Below are 19,349 nucleotides of genomic sequence, written 5' to 3' on the forward strand. Positions count from 1 at the left end.
CGCCCGTTCAGCCGAGCACCACGATTTCGGCCCCGTCGAACTCGACGCCCACCGTCTCCCCCACCTCCGGCGCCTCCCGCAACGCGCACGCCGCCTCCAACCGGGGCGCCCCGTCCACCGGTTGCAGATGTACGGCGACATGGGTTCCCTTGAACGTCCGCGCGGCCACCGTGCACCGCAGCCCGGCATCCGCGGCCACGAGACGCACACCGGCGGGCCGTACCAGCACCGTCCCCCGCCCCTGCGCCACGCCTTCCGGCACCGGCAGCTTCCCCCACGCCGTGTCCGCGACCTGCCCGCTCACCGTCGCGCCGACCACGTTGTCGAAGCCGAGGAAGCGCGCCACGAACTCGTCCGCCGGCCGCTGCCACACCTGAAGCGGCGTACCGGACTGCGCGATCCGCCCGTCCCGCATCACCACGACCCGGTCGGCCAGCGCGAAGGCCTCCCCCTGGTCGTGCGTCACCGCGAGCACGGTCGTCCCCAACCGGCCGAACAGCTCCCGCAGTTCCACGACCAGCCGTTCCCGGAGCGACCGGTCCAGCTGCCCGAGCGGCTCGTCCAGCATCAGCAGCCGCGGCCGCGGCGCCAGCGCCCGGGCCAGCGCCACCCGCTGCTGCTCACCGCCGGACAGCGCGGCGACCGCCCGGCGCGCGGCACCGGGCAGGCCGACCAGGTACAGCAACTCCCGTACCCGCGACTGCTGTTCGCTGCGGGACGCACCGCGCATGCGCAGCCCGAACGCCACATTGCCGCCGACGTCCCGCTGCGGGAACAGCTGATGGTCCTGGAACATCAGCCCGACCCCCCGCCGATGCGCGGGCACCCCGGCCTGGTCCCGTCCGTCGAGCAACACCCGCCCGGAGTCCAGCGGTTGCAGCCCGGCGACCGCCCGCAGCAGCGTCGACTTGCCGCTGCCGCTCGGCCCGAGCACACACACCACCTCGTGCTCGGCGACGGACAGATCCACCCCGTCCAGCGCGGCGCGCCCACCGAACCGTACGGTCGCGTTCTCCAGGCCGAGCAGCATCAGAACTCCCCCGTCCGGTCGGTCCGCAGCCGCTCCAGTACCAGCAGCGCCGCCGCGCACACCACCATCAGAATCGTCGAAAGGGCCATCGCCTGCCCGTAGTTGAGATCGCCGGGCCGCCCCAGCAGTCGCGCCACGGCGACCGGCAGCGTCGGACTGTCCGGCCGCGCGATGAACACGGTCGCCCCGAACTCCCCCAGCGACACCGCGAAGGCGAACCCGGCCGCGACCAGCAGCGCCCGCCGCACCATCGGCAGATCCACCTCCCGCCACGCCCGCCACGGCGACGCCCCGAGCACCGCCGCCGCCTCACGCAGCCGTACGTCCACCGCCCGCAGCACCGGCAGCATGGTCCGTACGACGAACGGCACCCCGACCAGCGCCTGCGCGAGCGGCACCAGGATCCACGAGGCACGCAGATCCAGCGGCGGCTCGTCGAGCGCGATCAGGAACCCGAACCCGACCGTCACCGCGGACACGCCCAGCGGCAGCATCAGCAGCGCGTCGAACCCACGCACGAACCGCCCCGCGTCCCGCCGGGTCAGCGCCACCGCGGCGAGCCCGCCGACCAGCACGGCGATCGCGGTGGCGACGACGGCGTACGACAGCGAGTTGCCGATCGCGGCGATCGGCGGGACGAGGAAGGTGCCGCCGTCCTCGCTGGTCAGTGCCCGGTAGTAGCCGAATCCCGGCGCGTCCAGCGACCGCTGCACCAGCACGGCCAGCGGCAGCAGAAGCAGTACGGCGACGCTGACCAGGACCCCGGCCAGCAGCGCCCACTGCCCGGCCCCGCGCGGCCGGCGTACGGTCACCGACGCGTCCACCAGCCGCAGCGCGGTCTCCCGCCGCCGTACCGTCCAGGCGTGTACAGCGAGCACCGCGCCCACGGCCACGAACTGGACCATCGTCAGCACGGCGGCGGTGGTGAGGTCGAAGACCTCCGTCGTCTGCCGGTAGATCTCCACTTCGAGGGTGGAGAAGGTGGGCCCGCCGAGGATCTGCACCACAGCGAAGGAGGTGAAGGTGAACAGGAAGACCATCAGCGCGGCAGCCGCGACGGCGGGCGCGAGCGCGGGCAGGGTGACGGACCGCCAGGCGGTGAGGCGCGAGGCCCCCAGCATCCGCGCGGCCTCCTCCTGCCGTGGGTCGAGCTGCGCCCAGAGCCCGCCGACCGTCCGTACGACGACCGCGTAGTTGAAGAAGACATGCGCGAGCAGGATCGCCCACACGGTGGTGTCCAGCCGTACGCCCCACAGCTCGTCCAGCAGCCCGCCGCGCCCGACCAGCGCCAGGAACGCCGTACCGACCACGACCGTCGGCAGCACGAACGGCACGGTGACGACCGCCCGCAACACCTGCTTGCCGGGGAAGTCGAACCGGGCGAACACATACGCGCCGGGCAGCGCGACCAGCAGCGTCAGCGCGGTCGAGGCGAGCGCCTGCCAGGTGGTGAACCAGAGCACGTGCCGGATGTCGGACTGGGTCAGTACGTCGACAAGTCGCCCGAACTGCCAGGTGCCGTCGGCCTTCAGCCCACGGCCGACGATCGCGGCGACGGGGTAGGCGAAGAAGACGGCGAAGAACGCGACGGGCAGGGCGAGAAGCCCCAGCCGCGCCGCGTTTCCGCGTGCCCTGACGCCTACTTGAGTACGAGCGACGTCCACGACTTGACCCACTCGTCACGGTTGTCGGCGATCTTCGCCGGATCCATGGTCTCGGGATCCTCGGCCTGCGGGCCGTACTTCACGAACTCCTCGGGCACCTGGGCGCCCTCCCGCACCGGGTAGACGAACATGTTCAGCGGCATGTCCTGCTGGAACTGCTTGCCGAGCATGAAGTCGAGCAGCGCCTTGCCGCCCTCGGGGTTCCTCGCGTTGCTCAGCAGCCCGGCGTACTCGACCTGCCGGAAGCAGGTGCCGGTGGCCACGCCGGTCGGGGCGGTCTTCGGCTTCGGGTCGGCGAAGACGACCTCGGCGGGCGGCGAGGAGGCGTACGACACGACCAGCGGCCGGTCGCCGCCCGCCTTCCGGCCGCTCGCGGAACCGGAGAACTCCTCGTTGTACGCCTGCTCCCAGCCGTCGACGACCTTCACGCCGTTGGCCTTGAGCTTCTTCCAGTAGCCCTCCCAGCCGTCGTCGCCGTACTTGGCGGCCGTGCCGAGCAGGAAACCGAGGCCGGGTGAGGAGGTGGACGCGTTCTCGGTGACGAGGAGGTTCTTGTACTGGGGCTCGATCAGGTCGTCGAGGGTCTTCGGCGGGTCCAGCTTCCGCTCGCTGAAGTAGGCCTTGTCGTAGTTGACGCAGATGTCGCCGGTGTCGACGGGCGTGACCCGGTGCTGCTCCTGGTCGGCCCGGTACTCCGGCTTGACCAGGTCGGCGCCCTTGGCCTCGTACGGCTGGAAGAGGCCATTGTCGAGCGCGCGGGACAACAGGGTGTTGTCGACGCCGAAGAGGACGTCGCCCTGCGGGTTGTCCTTGGTCAGGATGGCCTTGTTGACCGCCTGACCGGCGTCGCCGTCCTTGAGGACCCTGACCTCGTAGCCGGACCGCTTCTCGAAGTCGGCGATCACGTTCTTGGACACGACCCACGAGTCGTGGCTGACGAGCGTGACCGTCCTGGAGTCCCCGGAGCCGCCGCTGCCGGACTCGGAGGACCCGCACGCGGACAGCGTGACCAGGCCCAGCCCGACAACGACGGCTGTGAACTTCTTGGTGTTGCTCACTGATTTCCTCCTGGCTGACCAGGAAGAGACGCGGCCCTGCCCGGGACCTCGATGGGCTCCCGGGCAGGGCGCAACAGCTTGAGTGACGACCGATCTCCCTACCCAGAATGACCTGGGCGAGGTTCAGAGGGTCTGCGGCCCACCCGAAATATGGCTGCCGCACTCTCAGCGCTGTGGCGCTCCCCTGCCGGAATATGCAGATGAATATGAAGATGTGTACGGCGTCAGACTACCGCTCGGTGGCCGCGAGCTGACCGCACGCCCCGTCGATCTCCTGACCACGGGTGTCCCGGATCGTGACCGGTACACCATGGGCGGCGATGGCCTCGACGAACGCCTTCTCGTCCTCGGGCCGTGACGCGGTCCACTTGGAGCCGGGCGTCGGGTTGAGCGGGATGAGATTGACGTGCACGGGCTTGCCCTTGAGCAGCCGCCCGAGCCGGTCACCGCGCCAGGCCTGGTCGTTGATGTCCCGGATGAGGGCGTACTCGATGGACAGCCGACGCCCGCTCTTCTCGACGTACTCGAACCCGGCGTCGAGCACCTCCCGCACCTTCCACCGCGTGTTGACGGGGACGAGGGTGTCGCGCAGTTCGTCGTCGGGGGCGTGCAGCGAGACGGCGAGGCGGCACTTGAAGCCCTCGTCGGCGAACCGGTGGATCGCCGGGACGAGCCCGACGGTCGACACAGTGATGCCGCGCTGCGAGAGCCCGAGCCCGTCCGGCTCGGGGTCGGTGAGCGCGCGGATGGCGCCGACGACCCGCTTGTAGTTGGCCAGGGGCTCGCCCATGCCCATGAAGACGATGTTGGACAGCCGAGCCGGCCCGCCCGGCACCTCACCGTCGCGCAGCGCCCGCATCCCGTCCACGATCTGGTGCACGATCTCGGCGGTCGACAGATTCCGGTCGAGCCCGGCCTGCCCGGTGGCGCAGAAGGGACAGTTCATCCCGCAGCCGGCCTGCGAGCTGATGCACATGGTGACCCGGTCCGGGTACCGCATCAGCACCGACTCCACCAGCGTCCCGTCGAAGAGCCGCCAGAGCGTCTTGCGGGTGGTGCCCTGGTCCGTCGACAGATGCCGTACGACGGTCATCAGCTCGGGAAGCAGCGCCTCGCGCAGCTTCCCCCGCGCGGCGGCCGGGATGTCGGTCCACTGCTCCGGTTCGTGCGCGTACCGCGCGAAGTAGTGCTGCGAGAGCTGCTTGGCACGAAACGGCTTCTCACCGATCTCGGCAACGGCTTCCCTGCGCTCGGCAGGCGTGAGATCGGCAAGATGCCGCGGCGGCTTCTTGGCTCCGCGCGGGGCGACGAATGTGAGTTCTCCGGGCTTAGGCATGGCTGTACCAGTGTCGCAGATCCACTTGGGTGGCCCGCGGCTGCCGCCTGCGGCACAGAGACGGCCCAGAGACGGACCAGAGACGGCCCAGCGGCGACCCTAGCTGTCGTCCTTGTCCCGGCCGTCATCGAAGACGAAGAGCGGCTTGGCTCCACGTGCGGGTGTTTCGGCGAGGGCGATGGCTTCGGTGAAGCGTTCGAGCGGGAACGGCCGGCCCCGCGGGATGCTCAGCACTTCATCGGCGACGAGACCGCGGACCTGGGACAGCGCGTCCAGCGCGTCCTCGGGTGAGACAGTGCCGAACCAGCGGTTCAGCCAGAAACCGCGGACCACTTTGGTCTCGTAGATGACCGAGCGTGCCTGCAGCGGGATCGTCAGCGCCGCCGGATCAGTCTGCCGATGGGTGGAGAGCGCGCCGTAGACCACGACCTCTCCCCCGGAGCCAATGCCTGGGACACCTGGGCACCTACGGGTCCCGCGACACAGTCGACGGCCTTGCGCACGCCGGCCGGTCCTGCGGTCTCGGCCACACGCCGCACCAGGTCCTCGTCCTCGGTGCAGATGACCTCGTCACCGCCGAACGCCTTGATCTCCCCGACGGCACCACGTCGCCGCACGACATTGATCGTGCGAACACCCAGATGCCTGGACAGCTGGATGACGAGCCGGCCGACGGTGGAGCCCGCGGCCGTCTGCAACAACCATTCACCCGGCTGTACGTCGAGTTCGCGAGTCACGAGGAGCAGCGCGGTCAACGGGTTGACGGCGAGTTGACAGGCGCTGGAGTCACTCAGACGGTCGGGGACCGGCAGCAGCCTTCGTGTATCGGCGACGAGGTATTCCTGCCAGGTTCCGGCCACATGGGGCCCGGGTACCGCCGGTACGGCAGCGACCACCACACGCTCACCGATCTTCGGCCCCTCGGTGTCCGGACCCAGGGCCTCGACACGGCCCACACATTCCATGTGACCCCCGACAGCGGGAAAGTCGGGAAAGAAACCGTAGCGGCCGCGCAGCACGTGCAGATCACTGGCGTGAATCGGCGTCGCCTTCACACGGATCAACGCCTGACCGGCTTCCGGCGTGGGAACAGGCCGGGTTCCAGCCGCAGGACATCGGGCTCGCCGACCTTTCCGGCTACGAGCGCGCGCATCGACTGAGGCATGAGTGACCTTTCGTCTCTCAGCGCCCGACAATCGGTCCGTCATTTCACGCTACGCCGGGCCCCGGAAAGATTCCCGGCGGCGGACGTCGCAGGGCCCAGAGATACGGCGGAGGCCCGTCGCCTCAAGGACGTCGGGCCTCCGCCAAGATCACAACGCGGCCGTCAGCCGGACCCCACGAACAGCACCAGCAGCAGCCACACCACCGGCGCCGTCGGCAGCAGCGAGTCCAGTCGGTCCATGATTCCGCCGTGACCCGGCAGCAGCGTGCCCATGTCCTTGATGCCCAGGTCGCGCTTGATCATCGACTCGCCGAGGTCGCCCAGCGTCGCGCTGGCCGCTACCGCAAGGCCCAGGAGCAGGCCCTGCCACCACGTGCCGTCGTCGATCAGGAACTCCATGCACAGCGCACCGGCGGCCATGGCGAAGCTGACCGCGCCGAGCAGGCCCTCACGGGTCTTGCCGGGGCTGATCCGCGGTGCGAGCTTGTGCCGCCCGAAGCGCCAGCCGACCGCGTAGGCGCCGGTGTCGCTGACCACCGTGAGCAGCAGGAACATGAAGACCCGCTGCGGCCCGTCCTCCGCGGTCAGCATCATCGCGACGAACGTCGCCAGGAACGGGACGTAGAAGGCCGCGAAGACCCCGGCCGTGACGTCCTTGAGATAGCCCTCCGGCGGTTCCGTCATCCGCCAGACCAGCACCGCCAGCGCGGTGAGCGCCATCGCCACCCACGCGCCCTCGGCACCCCGCACATACCCGGCGACGACCATCGCCGCACCGCCGACCGCCAGCGGCACCAGCGGTGCGTGAATGCCCTTGCGCTCGTCCAGTCGCTTGGTGAGCTCCCACAGGCCCACCACGACGGCCACCGCCACGACCCCGACGAAGACCGCCTTGACGATGAACAGGGACGCGATGATCACCGCGCCGAGCCCGGCCCCGACCCCTATCGCCGCACCCAGGTCACGGCCCGCGCTCTTCTTCGGTGCGGGCGCCGGCTGAGGGGCGTCGTGCATGGGCTCCGGATTCTGCGGCACCGCACCGTAGGTCGGCGCCGACGGGCTCTCGTCGCGGAAGTCGCGGAACAAGGGGCCGCCCAGCCGAGCGGCCCCCCGGTCGTCATCCTGGTTTCCGCCATGGGCGGACACGTCGGGCACGAAGGGCATGGGGCGAGTCTGCTGCGCGTCAAGCGCATCGTACGTGGGACCCGCCGGGGCGGCCCCTTGGACAGGCCCCCGGTCGGACGGCCCCCAGTACCCGGCGTGGGGCGGCGCCCCCCAGGGAGAGTCGTTCATCAGACCTCGAGCAGCTCGGCTTCCTTGTGCTTGAGCAGCTCGTCCACCTGGGCGACGTACTTCGCCGTGGTGTCGTCGAGCTCCTTCTCCGCACGACGGCCCTCGTCCTCACCGACCTCGCCGTCCTTGATCAGCTTGTCGATGGCGTCCTTGGCCTTGCGGCGGACGGAGCGGATGGACACCTTGGCGTCCTCGCCCTTGCCCTTGGCGACCTTGATGTACTCGCGCCGGCGCTCCTCGGTCAGCTCGGGGAACACCACCCGGATGATGTTGCCGTCGTTGCTCGGGTTGACGCCCAGGTCGGAGTCGCGGATCGCCTGCTCGATGTTGCGCAGCGCGCTCTTGTCGAACGGGGTGACGACCGCCATGCGCGGCTCCGGCACGGAGAACGAAGCCAGCTGGTTGATCGGCGTCGGCGCGCCGTAGTAGTCGGCCACGATCTTGTTGAACATCGCCGGGTGCGCACGGCCGGTGCGGATCGCGGCGAAGTCCTCCTTGGCGACCACGACGGCCTTCTCCATCTTCTCCTCGGCCTCGAGGAGGGTCTCTTCGATCACCACTTGCTCCTGCGTGTCTTGAGTAGGCCCGGCTGCGGTTCCTTGGCGGCGGCGGCCGGCTGCGTCGCGTCTTCTGTCCTGCACGGTTCCCGACCGGCAGGACATTGTCCATCCCCCGACCAGGGTCCGTCCCGTCCGTCCCCCGGACAGGTGGCGTCCGGCGGACGGCGTGGCTGAAACCGGGTCAGTCCCGGCTGCCCTGGTCACCCACCAGCGTGCCGATCTTCTCACCCTTGACGGCGCGGGCGATATTGCCCTCCTTCAGCAGTTCGAAGACCACGATCGGCAGCTTGTTGTCGCGGCAGAGCGTGATGGCGGTGGCGTCGGCCACCTTCAGGTCGCGGGTGATGACCTCGCCGTAGCCGAGCGAGTCGAACTTGACCGCGTCCGGGTTGGTCTTCGGGTCGGAGTCGTAGACCCCGTCCACCCCGTTCTTGCCCATCAGCAGGGCCTCGGCGTCGATCTCCAGGGCGCGCTGGGCGGCGGTGGTGTCGGTGGAGAAGTACGGCATGCCCATACCGGCGCCGAAGATGACCACGCGGCCCTTCTCCAGGTGCCGTACGGCGCGCAGCGGGATGTACGGTTCGGCGACCTGCCCCATGGTGATGGCGGTCTGCACCCGGCACTGGATGCCCTCCTTCTCCAGGAAGTCCTGGAGGGCGAGGCAGTTCATCACGGTGCCGAGCATGCCCATGTAGTCGGAGCGGGCCCGGTCCATGCCGCGCTGCTGGAGTTCGGCACCGCGGAAGAAGTTGCCGCCGCCGATCACGACGGCGATCTGCGCGCCGTCGCGGACGACGGCCGCGATCTCGCGCGCCATGGCGTGCACCACGTCCGGGTCGACGCCCAGGCCCCCGCCGCCGGAGAAGGCCTCTCCGGACAGCTTCAACAGAAACCGGCCGCGTACTTTGCCGTCGTCGCTCTTCTGGGGCTTGGTGGTCATCGGGTTCTCGCCTCTTTTACGGGTTGCACATACGAAGAAGGCCATTGCCGGTGGTGGGTTTCACATCCCCTACGCGGCAATGGCCTCCTCGTCAGATCTGCTGTCGTCCGTCACACGCGCGTGCGCGTCGGCCCACGCGGGCGACGCCGACGACTGCGGTCGACCCTAGCGGCATTCCGCCCCGGGCCGTGCGTCGATCGCGGTACGGACTCAGATGCCGACCTTGATGCGCGTGAAGCGCTTCAGGGTGACACCGGCCTCGTCCAGAACCTTCTGGACGGACTTCTTGTTGTCGAGGGCGTACGGCTGGCCGAGCAGCGTGGCGTCCTTGAAGAAGCCGTTCAGACGACCCTCGACGATCTTGGCGATCGCGGCCTCGGGCTTGCCCTCGGCGCGGGTGGTCTCCTCGGCGATACGGCGCTCGCTCTCGACGACGTCGGCCGGGACGTCCTCCTTGGAGAGGTACTTCGGCGCGAAGGCGGCGATGTGCTGCGCGATGCCCTTGGCGACCTCGGCGTTCGGCTTGTCGAACTCGACGAGGACACCGATCTGCGGGGGCAGGTCGGGCATCGTGCGGTGCATGTAGGCGAGCACGAAGCCGTCGGCGAACTGCGCGAAGCGGTCCAGGACGATCTTCTCGCCGAGGTTGGCGTTGGCCTCGTCCACGAACGCCTGGACGGTCTTGCCGGCCTCGATCTCGGAGGCGAGCAGGGCCTCCAGGTCGGCCGGGGAGGTCTTGGCGACGTGCTCGGCGATCGCCTTGGCAACGGCCTGGAACTTCTCGCCCTTGGCGACGAAGTCCGTCTCGCACTTCAGCTCGACCAGGACACCGGAGGAGTTGTCGTCGGCGATGATGGAGACCACGGCGCCGTTCTCGGCGGAGCGGCCCTCACGCTTGGCGACGCCCTTCTGGCCCTTGATACGCAGCGCCTCGACGGCCTTCTCGACGTTGCCCTCGGCCTCGTCCAGCGCCTTCTTGCAGTCCATCATGCCGGCGCCGGTGAGCTCGCGGAGCTTCTTGACGTCGGCGGCGGTGTAGTTCGCCATGAGTCTGTGAATCTTTCTCGAAGTCTGGAGGATCGGAGATCTGCACGGTCCGCGATCCAGGGTGTGGGTCGCGGACGCCGCGCTGACCTACGGGTGAACGGCGGGAGCGGACTTCATGTCATTGCTCCCGCCGTCAACGGCTGACACTGACGGTCAGGCCTGCTCGCCCTCGGCGGTCGGAGCGGCCTCGGCGGCGGGCGCCTCGGCAGCGGGCGCCTCAGCAGCGGGCGCCTCGGCGGCGGCCGGGGCCTCCTCGGCCTTCTTCTCGCCCTCGAGCAGGTCGCGCTCCCACTCGGCGAGCGGCTCGCCCTCGGCCTTCTCGCCCTTGCCCTCGCCGGCACCACCGGAGCGGGCGATCAGGCCCTCGGCGACGGCGTCGGCGATCACGCGGGTGAGCAGGGTGACGGAGCGGATCGCGTCGTCGTTGCCCGGGATCTTGTAGTCGACCTCGTCCGGGTCACAGTTGGTGTCGAGGATGGCGACGACCGGGATGTTCAGCTTCCGGGCCTCACCGACAGCAATGTGCTCCTTCTTGGTGTCCACGATCCAGACGGCGCTGGGCACCTTCTGCATCTCGCGGATACCGCCGAGGGTCTTCTCCAGCTTGGCCTTCTCGCGGGAGAGGACCAGGAGCTCCTTCTTGGTCAGACCGGAGGACGCGACGTCCTCGAAGTCGATCTGCTCGAGCTCCTTCAGGCGCTGCAGACGCTTGTAGACGGTCGAGAAGTTGGTGAGCATGCCGCCCAGCCAGCGCTGGTTGACGTAGGGCATGCCGACGCGGGTGGCCTGCTCGGCGATGGCCTCCTGCGCCTGCTTCTTCGTGCCGACGAACATGACCGTGCCGCCGTGGGCGACGGTCTCCTTGACGAACTCGTAGGCGCGGTCGATGTACGACAGCGACTGGAGCAGGTCGATGATGTAGATGCCGTTGCGCTCGGTGAAGATGAAGCGCTTCATCTTCGGGTTCCAGCGACGGGTCTGGTGACCGAAGTGGACGCCGCTTTCCAGCAGCTCCCGCATCGTGACGACGGCCATGGCCGTACTCTCCTTGAGTTTCTCGGTTGTGCCGCGGATGCCGGACGGCTCCCGCGCCTGACGCCCACGTGCGCCGTGCCACGAAGGACCGAGGGGCGCTGATACGGACCGTCTCCGGTGGCCGTATCGGGGCGTGCGAAGTCGACCCGGTGACCCGGATCGCCACCAGAAGTGTACGGGACGGTCGACCCCCCGGGTGACGCCGCTGTCCACAACCCGTCAGTACTCCACAGGCTCGGGCCGGGATCGCTGCTGGTACGGCACGGTTCGGTCCATGCGAGCGAAGCGATGCGCACGAGTGACGTGGGCGCTGCTGCTGGCGGTGGCGCCGGTGGCCCTGACCCCTGCGGCCGACGCGGCCGATCCACCGGCGCCGGCCCCGACGAGGTCGGAGGCCCCGGTACCGGTGATCGGCCGCACCTGGCCGGTCGGCTCACGTCCCACGGTCCTACGTGGCTGGGAACCGCCGGCGACGCGCTACGGCCGCGGCCACCGAGGCGTGGACCTGGCGGCCCCACCCGGAACTCCAGTACGAGCGATCGCCCCGGGCCGTGTCTCGTACGCGGGCCGGGTGGCCGGGAAGGGCGTGGTGTCGGTGGAGCTCACGGGAACGGGTGACCCACCCCTGCGGACGACGTACGAGCCCGTACGGGCGTCGGTGCGGAAGGGCGACGAGGTCGAGGCCGGCGAGGTGATCGGCAGGGTGGAACCAGGTGGCTCCCACTGCACGGCCCCGTGCCTGCACTGGGGCCTACGGAGAGGCGAGACGTACGTGGACCCACTGTCCCTGCTGCCACCATGGCTCCTACGAACGGGCCCGTCCCGCCTCCTGCCGGTACTGGGGGTACCACTGCCGCCGTAACTGGGGGCGCCTCTGCACCGCGGTAAGCGCAAACTGTGACGCCAACCAAACCGCCCATCCAGCCGCGCGCAACCGCCCCGCCGGAACCCGCACAAACTGTGACGCCAGCCCGCCCATCCAGCCGCGCACAAGCACCCCGCCAGAACCCCCACAAACCGTGACGCCAGCCCGCCCGCCCAGCCGCGCACAAGCACCCCGCCAGAACCCCCACAAACCGTGACGCCAACCCGCCCGCCCAGCCGCGCACAAGCACCCCGCCAGAACCCCCACAAACCGTGACGCCAACCCGCCCGCCCAGCCGCGCACAAGCACCCCGCCAGAACCCCCACAAACCGTGACGCCAACCCGCCCGCCCAGCCGCGCACAAGCACCCCGCCAGAACCCGCACGAACAGCGACGCCAGCCCCGCCCGTCCAGCCGCGGGCAGTCGTGCCGCTGGGGCGGCACGGGTGGGCGCGGGCGGCACCCCGTCAGCGCCGGGCCACGCGACCACCCCGGCCGACCCTGACCGGCGCCGGGCCGCGCGACACACCCCCGCCGACCCTGACCGGCGCCGGGCCACGCGCCCCACCCCGGGCCGGCCCTGACCGGCGCTGAGCCGTGTACGCCGCTGACCCCGGCCGAACCTCAGCCGCGGACGCCCCTCAGCACCATCCCCACGGCAGCCTCAGTCACAGCCGAAGGCTCCTCCACCCCCAGCTCGATCCGCCGTACGGCCGAGTCCACAACCCCCTGCACCAGCATCGCCGCCAGCCGCGGCTCCGCATGCCCCAGCTCCCGCAGCGCCTCCACGATCATCGCCACGAGCCCACCATGCGCCGCCCGGATCTTCTCCCTGGCCCCGGCGTCCAGCTCACTCGCGGAGATCGCCACGACAGCCCGATGCCGCCGGTCCCCCACCAACGCGAGCTGTGCCCGCACATACGCCTCGACCTTGCCCTCGGCACCGTCCACCGCGGCCATCGCCGCCTCGACCTCCGCCGCCCAGACCGGGAAGTCGACCTCGCACAGCTCCTCGACCACGGCGGCCCGCGACCGGAAGTACTCGTACACGGACGACCGCGCGAGCCCCGTCCGCTCGGCGAGGGCCGGGAAGGTCAGCGCCTCCGTCCCGCCCTCGGACAACAGGGAACGAGCCGCGTCCAGCAGGGCGGCTCGCTGCATCGACCGGTGCTCGGCCACGGAGGCCGCTCGAATCCTAGGCACGCCGACCACTTTACGGACGCACCACCCCGGACGGGAGTGCAGCACACCAGCTCGTCGGCATTCGACCAGGTCAACGACCGAAGCCGGCCAGTTTCGCCCGCAACTGAAGCACGGACTTGGTGTGGATCTGACTCACCCGGCTCTCGGTCACCCCCAGCACATTGCCGATCTCGGCGAGCGTGAGCCCCTCGTAGTAGTACAGCGTGACCACCGTCTTCTCCCGCTCGGGCAACGTGTTGATCGCCCGCGCCAGAAACCGCCGCAGCTCCCGGTCCTCGGCCACCTCCACCGGATTGTCGGCGGCGGTGTCCTCCAGCGTGTCCATGACGCTCAGTCCGTCGCCGCCGTCGCCCCCGACGTGCAGCAGTTCCTCCAGCGCCACCACGTTGGCCAGCGACAACTGGCTGAAAACGGCGTGCAGTTCATCCACCGCGATGCCCAGCTCGGCGGCCACCTCCCCCTCGGTCGGCGTCCGCCGCAACCGCGCCTCCAGCGTCGCGTACGCCCGCTCCACGTTCCGCGCCTTCTGCCGCACCGACCGCGGGATCCAGTCCAGCGCCCGCAGCTCGTCGATCATCGCGCCCCGGATCCGCGTGATCGCGTACGTCTCGAACTTGATCTCCCGGTCGATGTCGAACTTCTCGATCGCGTCGATCAGCCCGAACACCCCCGACGACACGAAGTCCGCCTGCTCCACATTGGGCGGCAGCCCCACGCTCACCCGCCCGGCCACGTATTTCACCAGCGGCGAGTAGTGCAGAATCAGCTGCTCCCGCAGCCGCTCGTCCCCCGTCTCCTTGTACGACCGCCAGAGCTCGTCGAGCGTCGACGGAGCGGGCGGCCGATCGCTGCCACCGTCGCGGGCGGCTGGGGGGATCGCCGCCCGGTCGGACCCGGAGGTGTGCTGGGGCATTCGTCGCCTTGTGCCGTTCTGCCGTGAAGGGTGGTACTGGGTGAGCTGTCGCTCTGGTGTCGAGTTGCCGGACTGTGTCGGGATCCTCGTGAGCGTAGCGTGACTGAAGAGTCGCGGTGTGCGAAGGACGGGCCGGGCACCGTGCGCAGAAACGTTCCACGGAGCGCTCCACCGGGTCATGACGGTCGCTCTCCGTGACCGCCATGGCCCGCCAACTGCCGGATTTCCCAAGGGCATCGGGATTCCCCCGGACGGCCGAACACGCTCGGTCAACATCCGTCCCGCCCGCCACGAAGGGAGATCATCGCCTGGCGTGTCAACTTCCAGCCGTCGCCGTGTCGTTCGACGTAACCAAGTGCCCGGAGTTCGTACAGCCTCGCGATCGCGTCGTCCTCGGTCGTCGGCGCGCCCCGCGCGATCTCCTCCGGGGTGGCGGTCCCGCGCGCCGGCAACGCGGCCAGAACGTGCCGGGTGCCGGGCGCCAGCAGGTCGCGCGGCAGCACCGGCCCGCGCCGGACGGGGGCCAGCTCCCCCATGTCGCCGACCAGCTCGACGACCTCGGCCGCGTCGGTGACCAGCGTCGCCTCCCCGCGCAGCAGCTCGTGCACCCCGGCCGACTGCGCGCTGGTGGCCGGCCCGGGCACGCCCATGGTGTGTCGGCGCAGCCGCTGTGCCGCTCGGGCGGTGACGAGCGAGCCGCTGCGGAGTGCGGCCTCGACGACCACGGTTCCCCTGGTCAGCGCGGCGATCACGCGGTTGCGCACGATGAACCGGCTGGGCGTCGGATGATCACCCGGCGGCAGCTCGCCCACCACCAACCCCTGCTCGGCGATTCTGCCGATCAGCTGCACGTGCCCGCGTGGATAGGGCCGGTCGACGCCACAGGCCAGCACGGCGACGGTGGCACCGCCGGCGCCGAGAGCACCTCGATGGGCGGCGCCGTCGACGCCGTAGGCACCGCCGGAGACGACCACCCAGCCCCGCTCGGCGAGGCCGGCGGCGAGGTTGACGGCCATATGGGCTCCGTACTCGGTACAGGCCCGGGCTCCCACGACGGCGACGGACCGAAGCGCCCACATCCGCAGACTGGCCCGCCCCCGCACCCAGAGCCCCAGCGGCCGGCCGTCGCCCAGGTCGTCGAGCTGTCCGGGCCACTCGGCCTGCCCCGGGCACACGAACCGCACCCCGGCATCCCGAGCCACCACGAGATCCCGCTCCGGCTCGGCCCTCCGGGCCCGCGCCCGCAACCCGGCCCACCGCTTCTCACTCACCCCCACCAACGGCACCCCGTCTCCCCGCAACCGCCGCACCACCTCACCGACCCCCAACTCCCGCACCCACCGCCCGGCGACCTCGTCACCGGGCTCGAGCACACGGGTGAGGAAGATCCGACCGAGCAGCTCGTCGTCCGTCACGTCAGCGCCCCGATGGCCATCGGCACTCCGCGCGGAACGCCGGTGCGCAGTTGCAGCGCCAGGGCCACGTCCGTGGCGTCGGGCCGGTCGTGCCCCACGAGGTCAGCCACCGTCCAGGCGACCCGCAGGACCCGGTCGAGACCGCGAGCCGTGAGCACGCCCCGCTCCAGATTGCGTTCCGCCTCGTCCATCGCGCCGATCTCGGCGTACCAGCGGCTGCGCAGCTCCCGGCCGGGCACCTGGCTGTTGGTCCGCCACGGGGTGCCCGCGAGGCGCGCCGCCGCCCGTTCCCGCGCCGCGCGCACCCGTTCGGCGACTGCCGCTGTGGGTTCGCCACGCGCCCCGCGGTCGGTGAGCTCGGCCCGCGTGACGCGATCCACCTCGACGCGGAGGTCGACGCGGTCCAGGAGCGGTCCCGACAGCCGGGCCTGGTAGCGGCGGATCGCCGAGGGCGGGCACTCGCACAGGTCGTCCCGCTGGGAGAAGCGCCCGCACGGGCAGGGGTTGGCGGCGAGCACCATCAGGAACTTCGCCGGGTAGCGCACCACGCCCGCGCTGCGGGCGATCACGACATGTCCCGCCTCCAGGGGTTGCCGCAGGGCGTCGAGGGCCTGGGTGCTGAACTCCGGCGTCTCGTCGAGGAACAGCACCCCGCGGTGGGACAGCGACGCCGCGCCGGGCCGGGCGATTCCGGCACCCCCGCCGACGAGCGCCTGCATGGTGGCCGAGTGGTGCGGGGCGCAGTACGGGGCGACGTCGATCAGCGGCTTGCCGGGCGGCAGCAGCCCGGCCACCGAGTGCACCGCCGTGACCTCCAGCGACTCCTCGCGGGTGAGCCGGGGCAGGATCCCCGGCAGCCGCTCCGCGAGCATCGTCTTACCGGCGCCGGGCGGACCCTCCAGGAACAGGTGATGTCCGCCGGCCGCGGCGACCTCGACCGCCGTACGCGCCGAGATCTGGCCCACGACGTCGGCCAGGTCGTGTCCGTGGTCGTGCTGGGCGGCTCCGACGCTGTGCATGCCCGTGGCCGAGCCGGTCCCGGGCACGCGCAGCCCGGCAAGCAGCGGATCGGGGCGCCCGTGCGCGTCGGGTTCCTCCTCGGGCACGGGCTCGTCCGCCAGGACGGCGATCAGCTGGCGCAGACTGCGGACGCCCAGCACGGACACCCCCGGGACCAGCGACGCCTCGGCGGCCGCGCACTCGGGCACGACCACCTGCTCATAGCCCGCGTCCGCCGCTGCCAGCACCGCCGGCAGGATGCCGCGCACCGGCCGTACTCGTCCGTCCAGGCCGAGCTCTCCGATCATCACGATGTCGGCGAGCACGCGCGGATCGATCCGCTCACTGGCCCCCAGCACCGCGCAGGCGACGGCCAGGTCGAACCCACTGCCGGCCTTCGGTACGGACGCCGGACTGAGCCCGACGGTGAGTTTCTTCTGCGGCCATTCGGCCCCCGAGTTCACCACAGCCGCCCGCACCCGATCCCGGCTCTCGGTCAGGCTCTTGTCCGGCAACCCCACCAGCGTGAACGCGGCGACGCCCGGCTCCAGGTCGGCCTGGACCTCCACCACCACGCCCTCGACCCCGACGAGGGCGACGGAGCACGTACGTGCGAAGCCCATCTCAGGCCACCCCCCGCGCGTGCTCGACCACGGGCGCGCCCCGGTCGGGCAGGACGACGCCGATCAGGTCGATGCGGACGCCGCCCGGTGGTGCCCCTCCCTGGGCGTGGATCCAGCGCTCGGCGAGGCCGCGCAGTCGCTCGGCCTTCTCCTGCCGCACCGCGGCCATCGGATGCTGGAAGCGGCCCGCCCGGCGTGTCTTCACCTCGCAGACGACCAGGACGTCCCCGTCCCGCGCCACGATGTCGATCTCACCGGTCCTGCCACAGCGCCAGTTGCGCTGCAGGACCGTCATACCGGCCGCCACCAGCCGTCGGGCGGCCAGTTCCTCGCCGTACCTGCCGAGTGCGTCTCGTGCGTTCATGTCGGCACCTCCTCCGGCGCCAACGGTCACGCATCCATCACCAAGAAGTGGATCTTGGTGGGCTACTCAGCGGTTGTGGACAACTTCGTCACCCACACGAGCGACGGAAGCCGAGCCCACCTCCGACTCATCACCCACCCGGCAGCTCCAGGTCGCTCTTGTTCAGCTCCTCGATGTTCACGTCCTTGAACGTCAGGACACGCACCTGCTTCACGAACCGAGCCGGCCGGTACATGTCCCACACCCAGGCGTCCGCCATGGACACCTCGAAGAACACCTCACCCTGGACCGAGTGCACCTGCATCTCGTAGTCGTTGGTCAGGTAGAAGCGCCGCTCGGTCTCGATCACATATTTGAACAGACCGACGACATCGCGGTACTCCCGGTAGAGCTTGAGCTCCATCTCGGTCTCGTACTTTTCGAGGTCCTCGGCGCTCATGGCATGTTCCCCTTCAGCCGTGCGATCCCACCATTGTGCGCCAGTCCCGTGAGCCCCTAGACGATTTCCGTGTCAAGGATCTCGGGCCTGGCGGGGGGACCTTCGTCGAGCAGCCTGCGCAGCAGCTCGGCGAGTCTGGTCGGATACACCGTCTCATGAGCCAGGGTCAGTTCCTCACACGTCCACCACCGGGCTCCCACGACGCTGCGTCGCTCCAGCTCGGTCAGGGCGACGGCCTCCGTCACCGTCTGGGTGGTACGGGCCAGGTAGTACCACTCGTCCTGGTCCCAGCGGCGGCCGGCGAACGGGAAGGAACACATCCGCCGCCACAGCACCGGACCGAGCTGGACCTCTGTGATTCCGGTCTCCTCCGCGAGTTCCCGCAGCGCGGCCTCCTCACGGGTCTCATCGCCCTCCAGTCCGCCGCCCGGCGTGAACCACCAGTCGTCCGCCGGATCGTCCGGCTCGTGGCCGTGCAGCAGCAGGATCCGGTCGGCCGGGTCGAGCAGCACGACCCGCGCCACCTTGCGCGCACGGTCGCCGTCGAGCTCGTACCCCTCCGTCGCCTCAGCGGGCACCGGCGGGCTCCGTCGTCGCCGGGGACCCCAGACGCTTCGCGATCGGCCCGTACGCGGCACCGCCGAGCACCAGCACGGCGCCTACGACGATCATGGCGCCGATCGTCCGCAGCGGCCCCGGCGCGGACAGGCCGCCGAGGGCCTCGAAGCCCGTGGGGCTGGCCAGCATGCCGTTCATGGGCCAGACGACGGCGTCCACCCGGCCGGAGACGTCGTCGCGGGCCACGGTGCCGCTCGCGGCATCGGTGAGGTGGGCGGTGGAGTCCAGCGAGCCGTGCCGCTCGTCGCCGAGCAGGAACAGCCGCCCCTCGGGCACGGTCACGCCGAAGTTCATGTCCGAGGCTCGCTGTCCCTCGGACAGATACGGTTCGTCGATCTCCTTGCCGTTGACGGTGAGCTTGCCGTCCTGGCAGCAGGCGACCTTGTCGCCGCCGACGGCCACCACCCGCTTGAGCAGCGGCGCGTCGCCCCAGGTCTTGTCCTTGAAGACGACGACGTCACCGCGGCGCACATCGGCGCCGTCGACGCGCTGCGCGAGCACCCGGTCGCCCGCGTCGATGGTCGGCTCCATGGAGCCGGTGGGCACGGTGTACGGCAGATAGGTCACTGCTCCCCAGCCGAAGCCGCCCAGGAACAGCACAAGGCCCAGCGCGACCGCCAGCCCGGACAATCGCTGTCCGATCCGGCCGCCCGCCGGGCCCTTGCTCGTCCCACCGCTGTGCGGGGCCGTACGTGTCGCGCTCTCGCCACCCATGGATCCGCACCCTACCCGGCGGTACCAGGGCCGGTCAGCCCTTCATCGCGCCGGGCAAGCAGCTCCAC

20 protein-coding genes are annotated in these 19,349 nt (G+C 70.5%); 1 reads left to right on the forward strand and 19 read right to left on the reverse strand.

Going from position 1 to position 19,349, the window contains the following annotated elements:
* Positions 1–7 precede the first annotated feature (7 nt).
* The 11 genes from I2W78_RS10130 to rpsB form a co-directional block, all read right to left on the reverse strand.
* A complete protein-coding gene (locus tag I2W78_RS10130) occupies positions 8–1,030 on the reverse strand; it encodes an ABC transporter ATP-binding protein (protein WP_196458859.1) in 1,023 nt (340 codons plus the stop codon).
* Complete coding sequence (locus I2W78_RS10135; protein ID WP_196458861.1) at positions 1,030–2,694, reverse strand: ABC transporter permease; 1,665 nt, start codon at positions 2,692–2,694, stop codon at positions 1,030–1,032. Before I2W78_RS10135 ends, I2W78_RS10130 begins: the two co-directional genes overlap by 1 nt.
* Positions 2,670–3,752 carry a thiamine ABC transporter substrate-binding protein gene (locus tag I2W78_RS10140; protein ID WP_196458862.1) on the reverse strand — a complete coding sequence of 361 codons (1,083 nt, stop codon included), beginning with the start codon at positions 3,750–3,752 and terminating at the stop codon, positions 2,670–2,672. Before I2W78_RS10140 ends, I2W78_RS10135 begins: the two co-directional genes overlap by 25 nt.
* 229 nt (positions 3,753–3,981) lie before the next feature.
* Positions 3,982–5,088, reverse strand: coding sequence for a 23S rRNA (adenine(2503)-C(2))-methyltransferase RlmN (gene rlmN, locus I2W78_RS10145; protein ID WP_196458863.1), 1,107 nt, complete (start codon positions 5,086–5,088; stop codon positions 3,982–3,984).
* A 99-nt stretch (positions 5,089–5,187) separates the two neighbouring features.
* A complete protein-coding gene (locus I2W78_RS10150; protein WP_196458864.1) occupies positions 5,188–5,514 on the reverse strand; it encodes a hypothetical protein in 327 nt (108 codons plus the stop codon).
* Positions 5,463–6,296, reverse strand: a complete 834-nt coding sequence (locus I2W78_RS10155) for a zinc-dependent alcohol dehydrogenase family protein (RefSeq protein WP_230885396.1) — start codon at positions 6,294–6,296, stop codon at positions 5,463–5,465. The genes I2W78_RS10150 and I2W78_RS10155 overlap by 52 nt, the downstream gene beginning before the upstream one ends.
* Positions 6,297–6,415: 119 nt before the next feature.
* Entirely contained in the window at positions 6,416–7,546 is a 1,131-nt protein-coding gene (locus tag I2W78_RS10160) for a phosphatidate cytidylyltransferase (protein ID WP_196458866.1), read from the reverse strand.
* A complete protein-coding gene (gene frr, locus I2W78_RS10165) occupies positions 7,546–8,103 on the reverse strand; it encodes a ribosome recycling factor (RefSeq protein ID WP_014675285.1) in 558 nt (185 codons plus the stop codon). Before frr ends, I2W78_RS10160 begins: the two co-directional genes overlap by 1 nt.
* Before the next feature lie 184 nt (positions 8,104–8,287).
* Positions 8,288–9,046: a UMP kinase gene (pyrH, locus tag I2W78_RS10170; RefSeq protein ID WP_196458867.1), complete on the reverse strand. Its 759-nt coding sequence runs from the start codon at positions 9,044–9,046 to the stop codon at positions 8,288–8,290.
* 210 nt (positions 9,047–9,256) lie between these two features.
* The gene (tsf, locus tag I2W78_RS10175) at positions 9,257–10,093 is read right to left on the reverse strand and encodes a translation elongation factor Ts (protein WP_196458869.1); all 837 of its coding nucleotides are present in this window, start codon (positions 10,091–10,093) and stop codon (positions 9,257–9,259) included.
* 153 nt (positions 10,094–10,246) lie between these two features.
* Entirely contained in the window at positions 10,247–11,128 is an 882-nt protein-coding gene (gene rpsB, locus I2W78_RS10180; RefSeq protein ID WP_196458871.1) for a 30S ribosomal protein S2, read from the reverse strand.
* A gap of 274 nt (positions 11,129–11,402) precedes the next feature.
* Between rpsB and I2W78_RS10185 the strand changes: the two genes are divergently transcribed.
* Entirely contained in the window at positions 11,403–11,990 is a 588-nt protein-coding gene (locus tag I2W78_RS10185) for a M23 family metallopeptidase (protein ID WP_196458873.1), read from the forward strand.
* Between the two features lie 627 nt (positions 11,991–12,617).
* Here I2W78_RS10185 and I2W78_RS10190 read toward each other — a convergent pair.
* The 8 genes from I2W78_RS10190 to lepB form a co-directional block, all read right to left on the reverse strand.
* On the reverse strand, positions 12,618–13,172 hold the full coding sequence (locus I2W78_RS10190) for a TetR/AcrR family transcriptional regulator (protein ID WP_196464495.1): 555 nt from the start codon (positions 13,170–13,172) through the stop codon (positions 12,618–12,620).
* Between the two features lie 94 nt (positions 13,173–13,266).
* Positions 13,267–14,109, reverse strand: a complete 843-nt coding sequence (gene whiG / locus I2W78_RS10195; protein WP_196458875.1) for an RNA polymerase sigma factor WhiG — start codon at positions 14,107–14,109, stop codon at positions 13,267–13,269.
* 269 nt (positions 14,110–14,378) lie between these two features.
* Positions 14,379–15,524 carry a DNA-processing protein DprA gene (gene dprA / locus I2W78_RS10200; RefSeq protein WP_196458876.1) on the reverse strand — a complete coding sequence of 382 codons (1,146 nt, stop codon included), beginning with the start codon at positions 15,522–15,524 and terminating at the stop codon, positions 14,379–14,381.
* A complete protein-coding gene (locus tag I2W78_RS10205) occupies positions 15,521–17,146 on the reverse strand; it encodes a YifB family Mg chelatase-like AAA ATPase (RefSeq protein WP_196458877.1) in 1,626 nt (541 codons plus the stop codon). Before I2W78_RS10205 ends, dprA begins: the two co-directional genes overlap by 4 nt.
* A 1-nt stretch (position 17,147) precedes the next feature.
* Entirely contained in the window at positions 17,148–17,510 is a 363-nt protein-coding gene (locus I2W78_RS10210; RefSeq protein ID WP_196458878.1) for a YraN family protein, read from the reverse strand.
* 130 nt (positions 17,511–17,640) lie between these two features.
* A complete protein-coding gene (locus I2W78_RS10215) occupies positions 17,641–17,949 on the reverse strand; it encodes a DUF2469 domain-containing protein (protein WP_003965949.1) in 309 nt (102 codons plus the stop codon).
* Positions 17,950–18,005: 56 nt separating this feature from the next.
* Positions 18,006–18,527, reverse strand: coding sequence for an NUDIX hydrolase (locus I2W78_RS10220; RefSeq protein WP_196458879.1), 522 nt, complete (start codon positions 18,525–18,527; stop codon positions 18,006–18,008).
* Positions 18,517–19,281 carry a signal peptidase I gene (gene lepB / locus I2W78_RS10225; protein WP_196458880.1) on the reverse strand — a complete coding sequence of 255 codons (765 nt, stop codon included), beginning with the start codon at positions 19,279–19,281 and terminating at the stop codon, positions 18,517–18,519. Before lepB ends, I2W78_RS10220 begins: the two co-directional genes overlap by 11 nt.
* Positions 19,282–19,349: the final 68 nt, after the last annotated feature.

This window comes from Streptomyces spinoverrucosus, from assembly GCF_015712165.1.
GTDB lineage: Bacteria > Actinomycetota > Actinomycetes > Streptomycetales > Streptomycetaceae > Streptomyces > Streptomyces spinoverrucosus_A.

Bases quoted from the DNA above. Each gene is read 5' to 3' on its own strand.
- I2W78_RS10130 (WP_196458859.1), bottom strand. From the start codon at position 1,030: ATGCTGCTCGGCCTGGAGAACGCGACCGTACGGTTCGGTGGGCGCGCC.
- rlmN (WP_196458863.1), bottom strand. From the start codon at position 5,088: ATGCCTAAGCCCGGAGAACTCACATTCGTCGCCCCGCGCGGAGCCAAG.
- I2W78_RS10155 (WP_230885396.1), bottom strand. From the start codon at position 6,296: ATGACGGACCGATTGTCGGGCGCTGAGAGACGAAAGGTCACTCATGCC.
- I2W78_RS10160 (WP_196458866.1), bottom strand. From the start codon at position 7,546: ATGAACGACTCTCCCTGGGGGGCGCCGCCCCACGCCGGGTACTGGGGG.
- pyrH (WP_196458867.1), bottom strand. From the start codon at position 9,046: ATGACCACCAAGCCCCAGAAGAGCGACGACGGCAAAGTACGCGGCCGG.
- tsf (WP_196458869.1), bottom strand. From the start codon at position 10,093: ATGGCGAACTACACCGCCGCCGACGTCAAGAAGCTCCGCGAGCTCACC.
- rpsB (WP_196458871.1), bottom strand. From the start codon at position 11,128: ATGGCCGTCGTCACGATGCGGGAGCTGCTGGAAAGCGGCGTCCACTTC.
- I2W78_RS10185 (WP_196458873.1), top strand. From the start codon at position 11,403: ATGCGAGCGAAGCGATGCGCACGAGTGACGTGGGCGCTGCTGCTGGCG.
- whiG (WP_196458875.1), bottom strand. From the start codon at position 14,109: ATGCCCCAGCACACCTCCGGGTCCGACCGGGCGGCGATCCCCCCAGCC.
- I2W78_RS10205 (WP_196458877.1), bottom strand. From the start codon at position 17,146: ATGGGCTTCGCACGTACGTGCTCCGTCGCCCTCGTCGGGGTCGAGGGC.
- I2W78_RS10210 (WP_196458878.1), bottom strand. From the start codon at position 17,510: ATGAACGCACGAGACGCACTCGGCAGGTACGGCGAGGAACTGGCCGCC.
- I2W78_RS10215 (WP_003965949.1), bottom strand. From the start codon at position 17,949: ATGAGCGCCGAGGACCTCGAAAAGTACGAGACCGAGATGGAGCTCAAG.
- lepB (WP_196458880.1), bottom strand. From the start codon at position 19,281: ATGGGTGGCGAGAGCGCGACACGTACGGCCCCGCACAGCGGTGGGACG.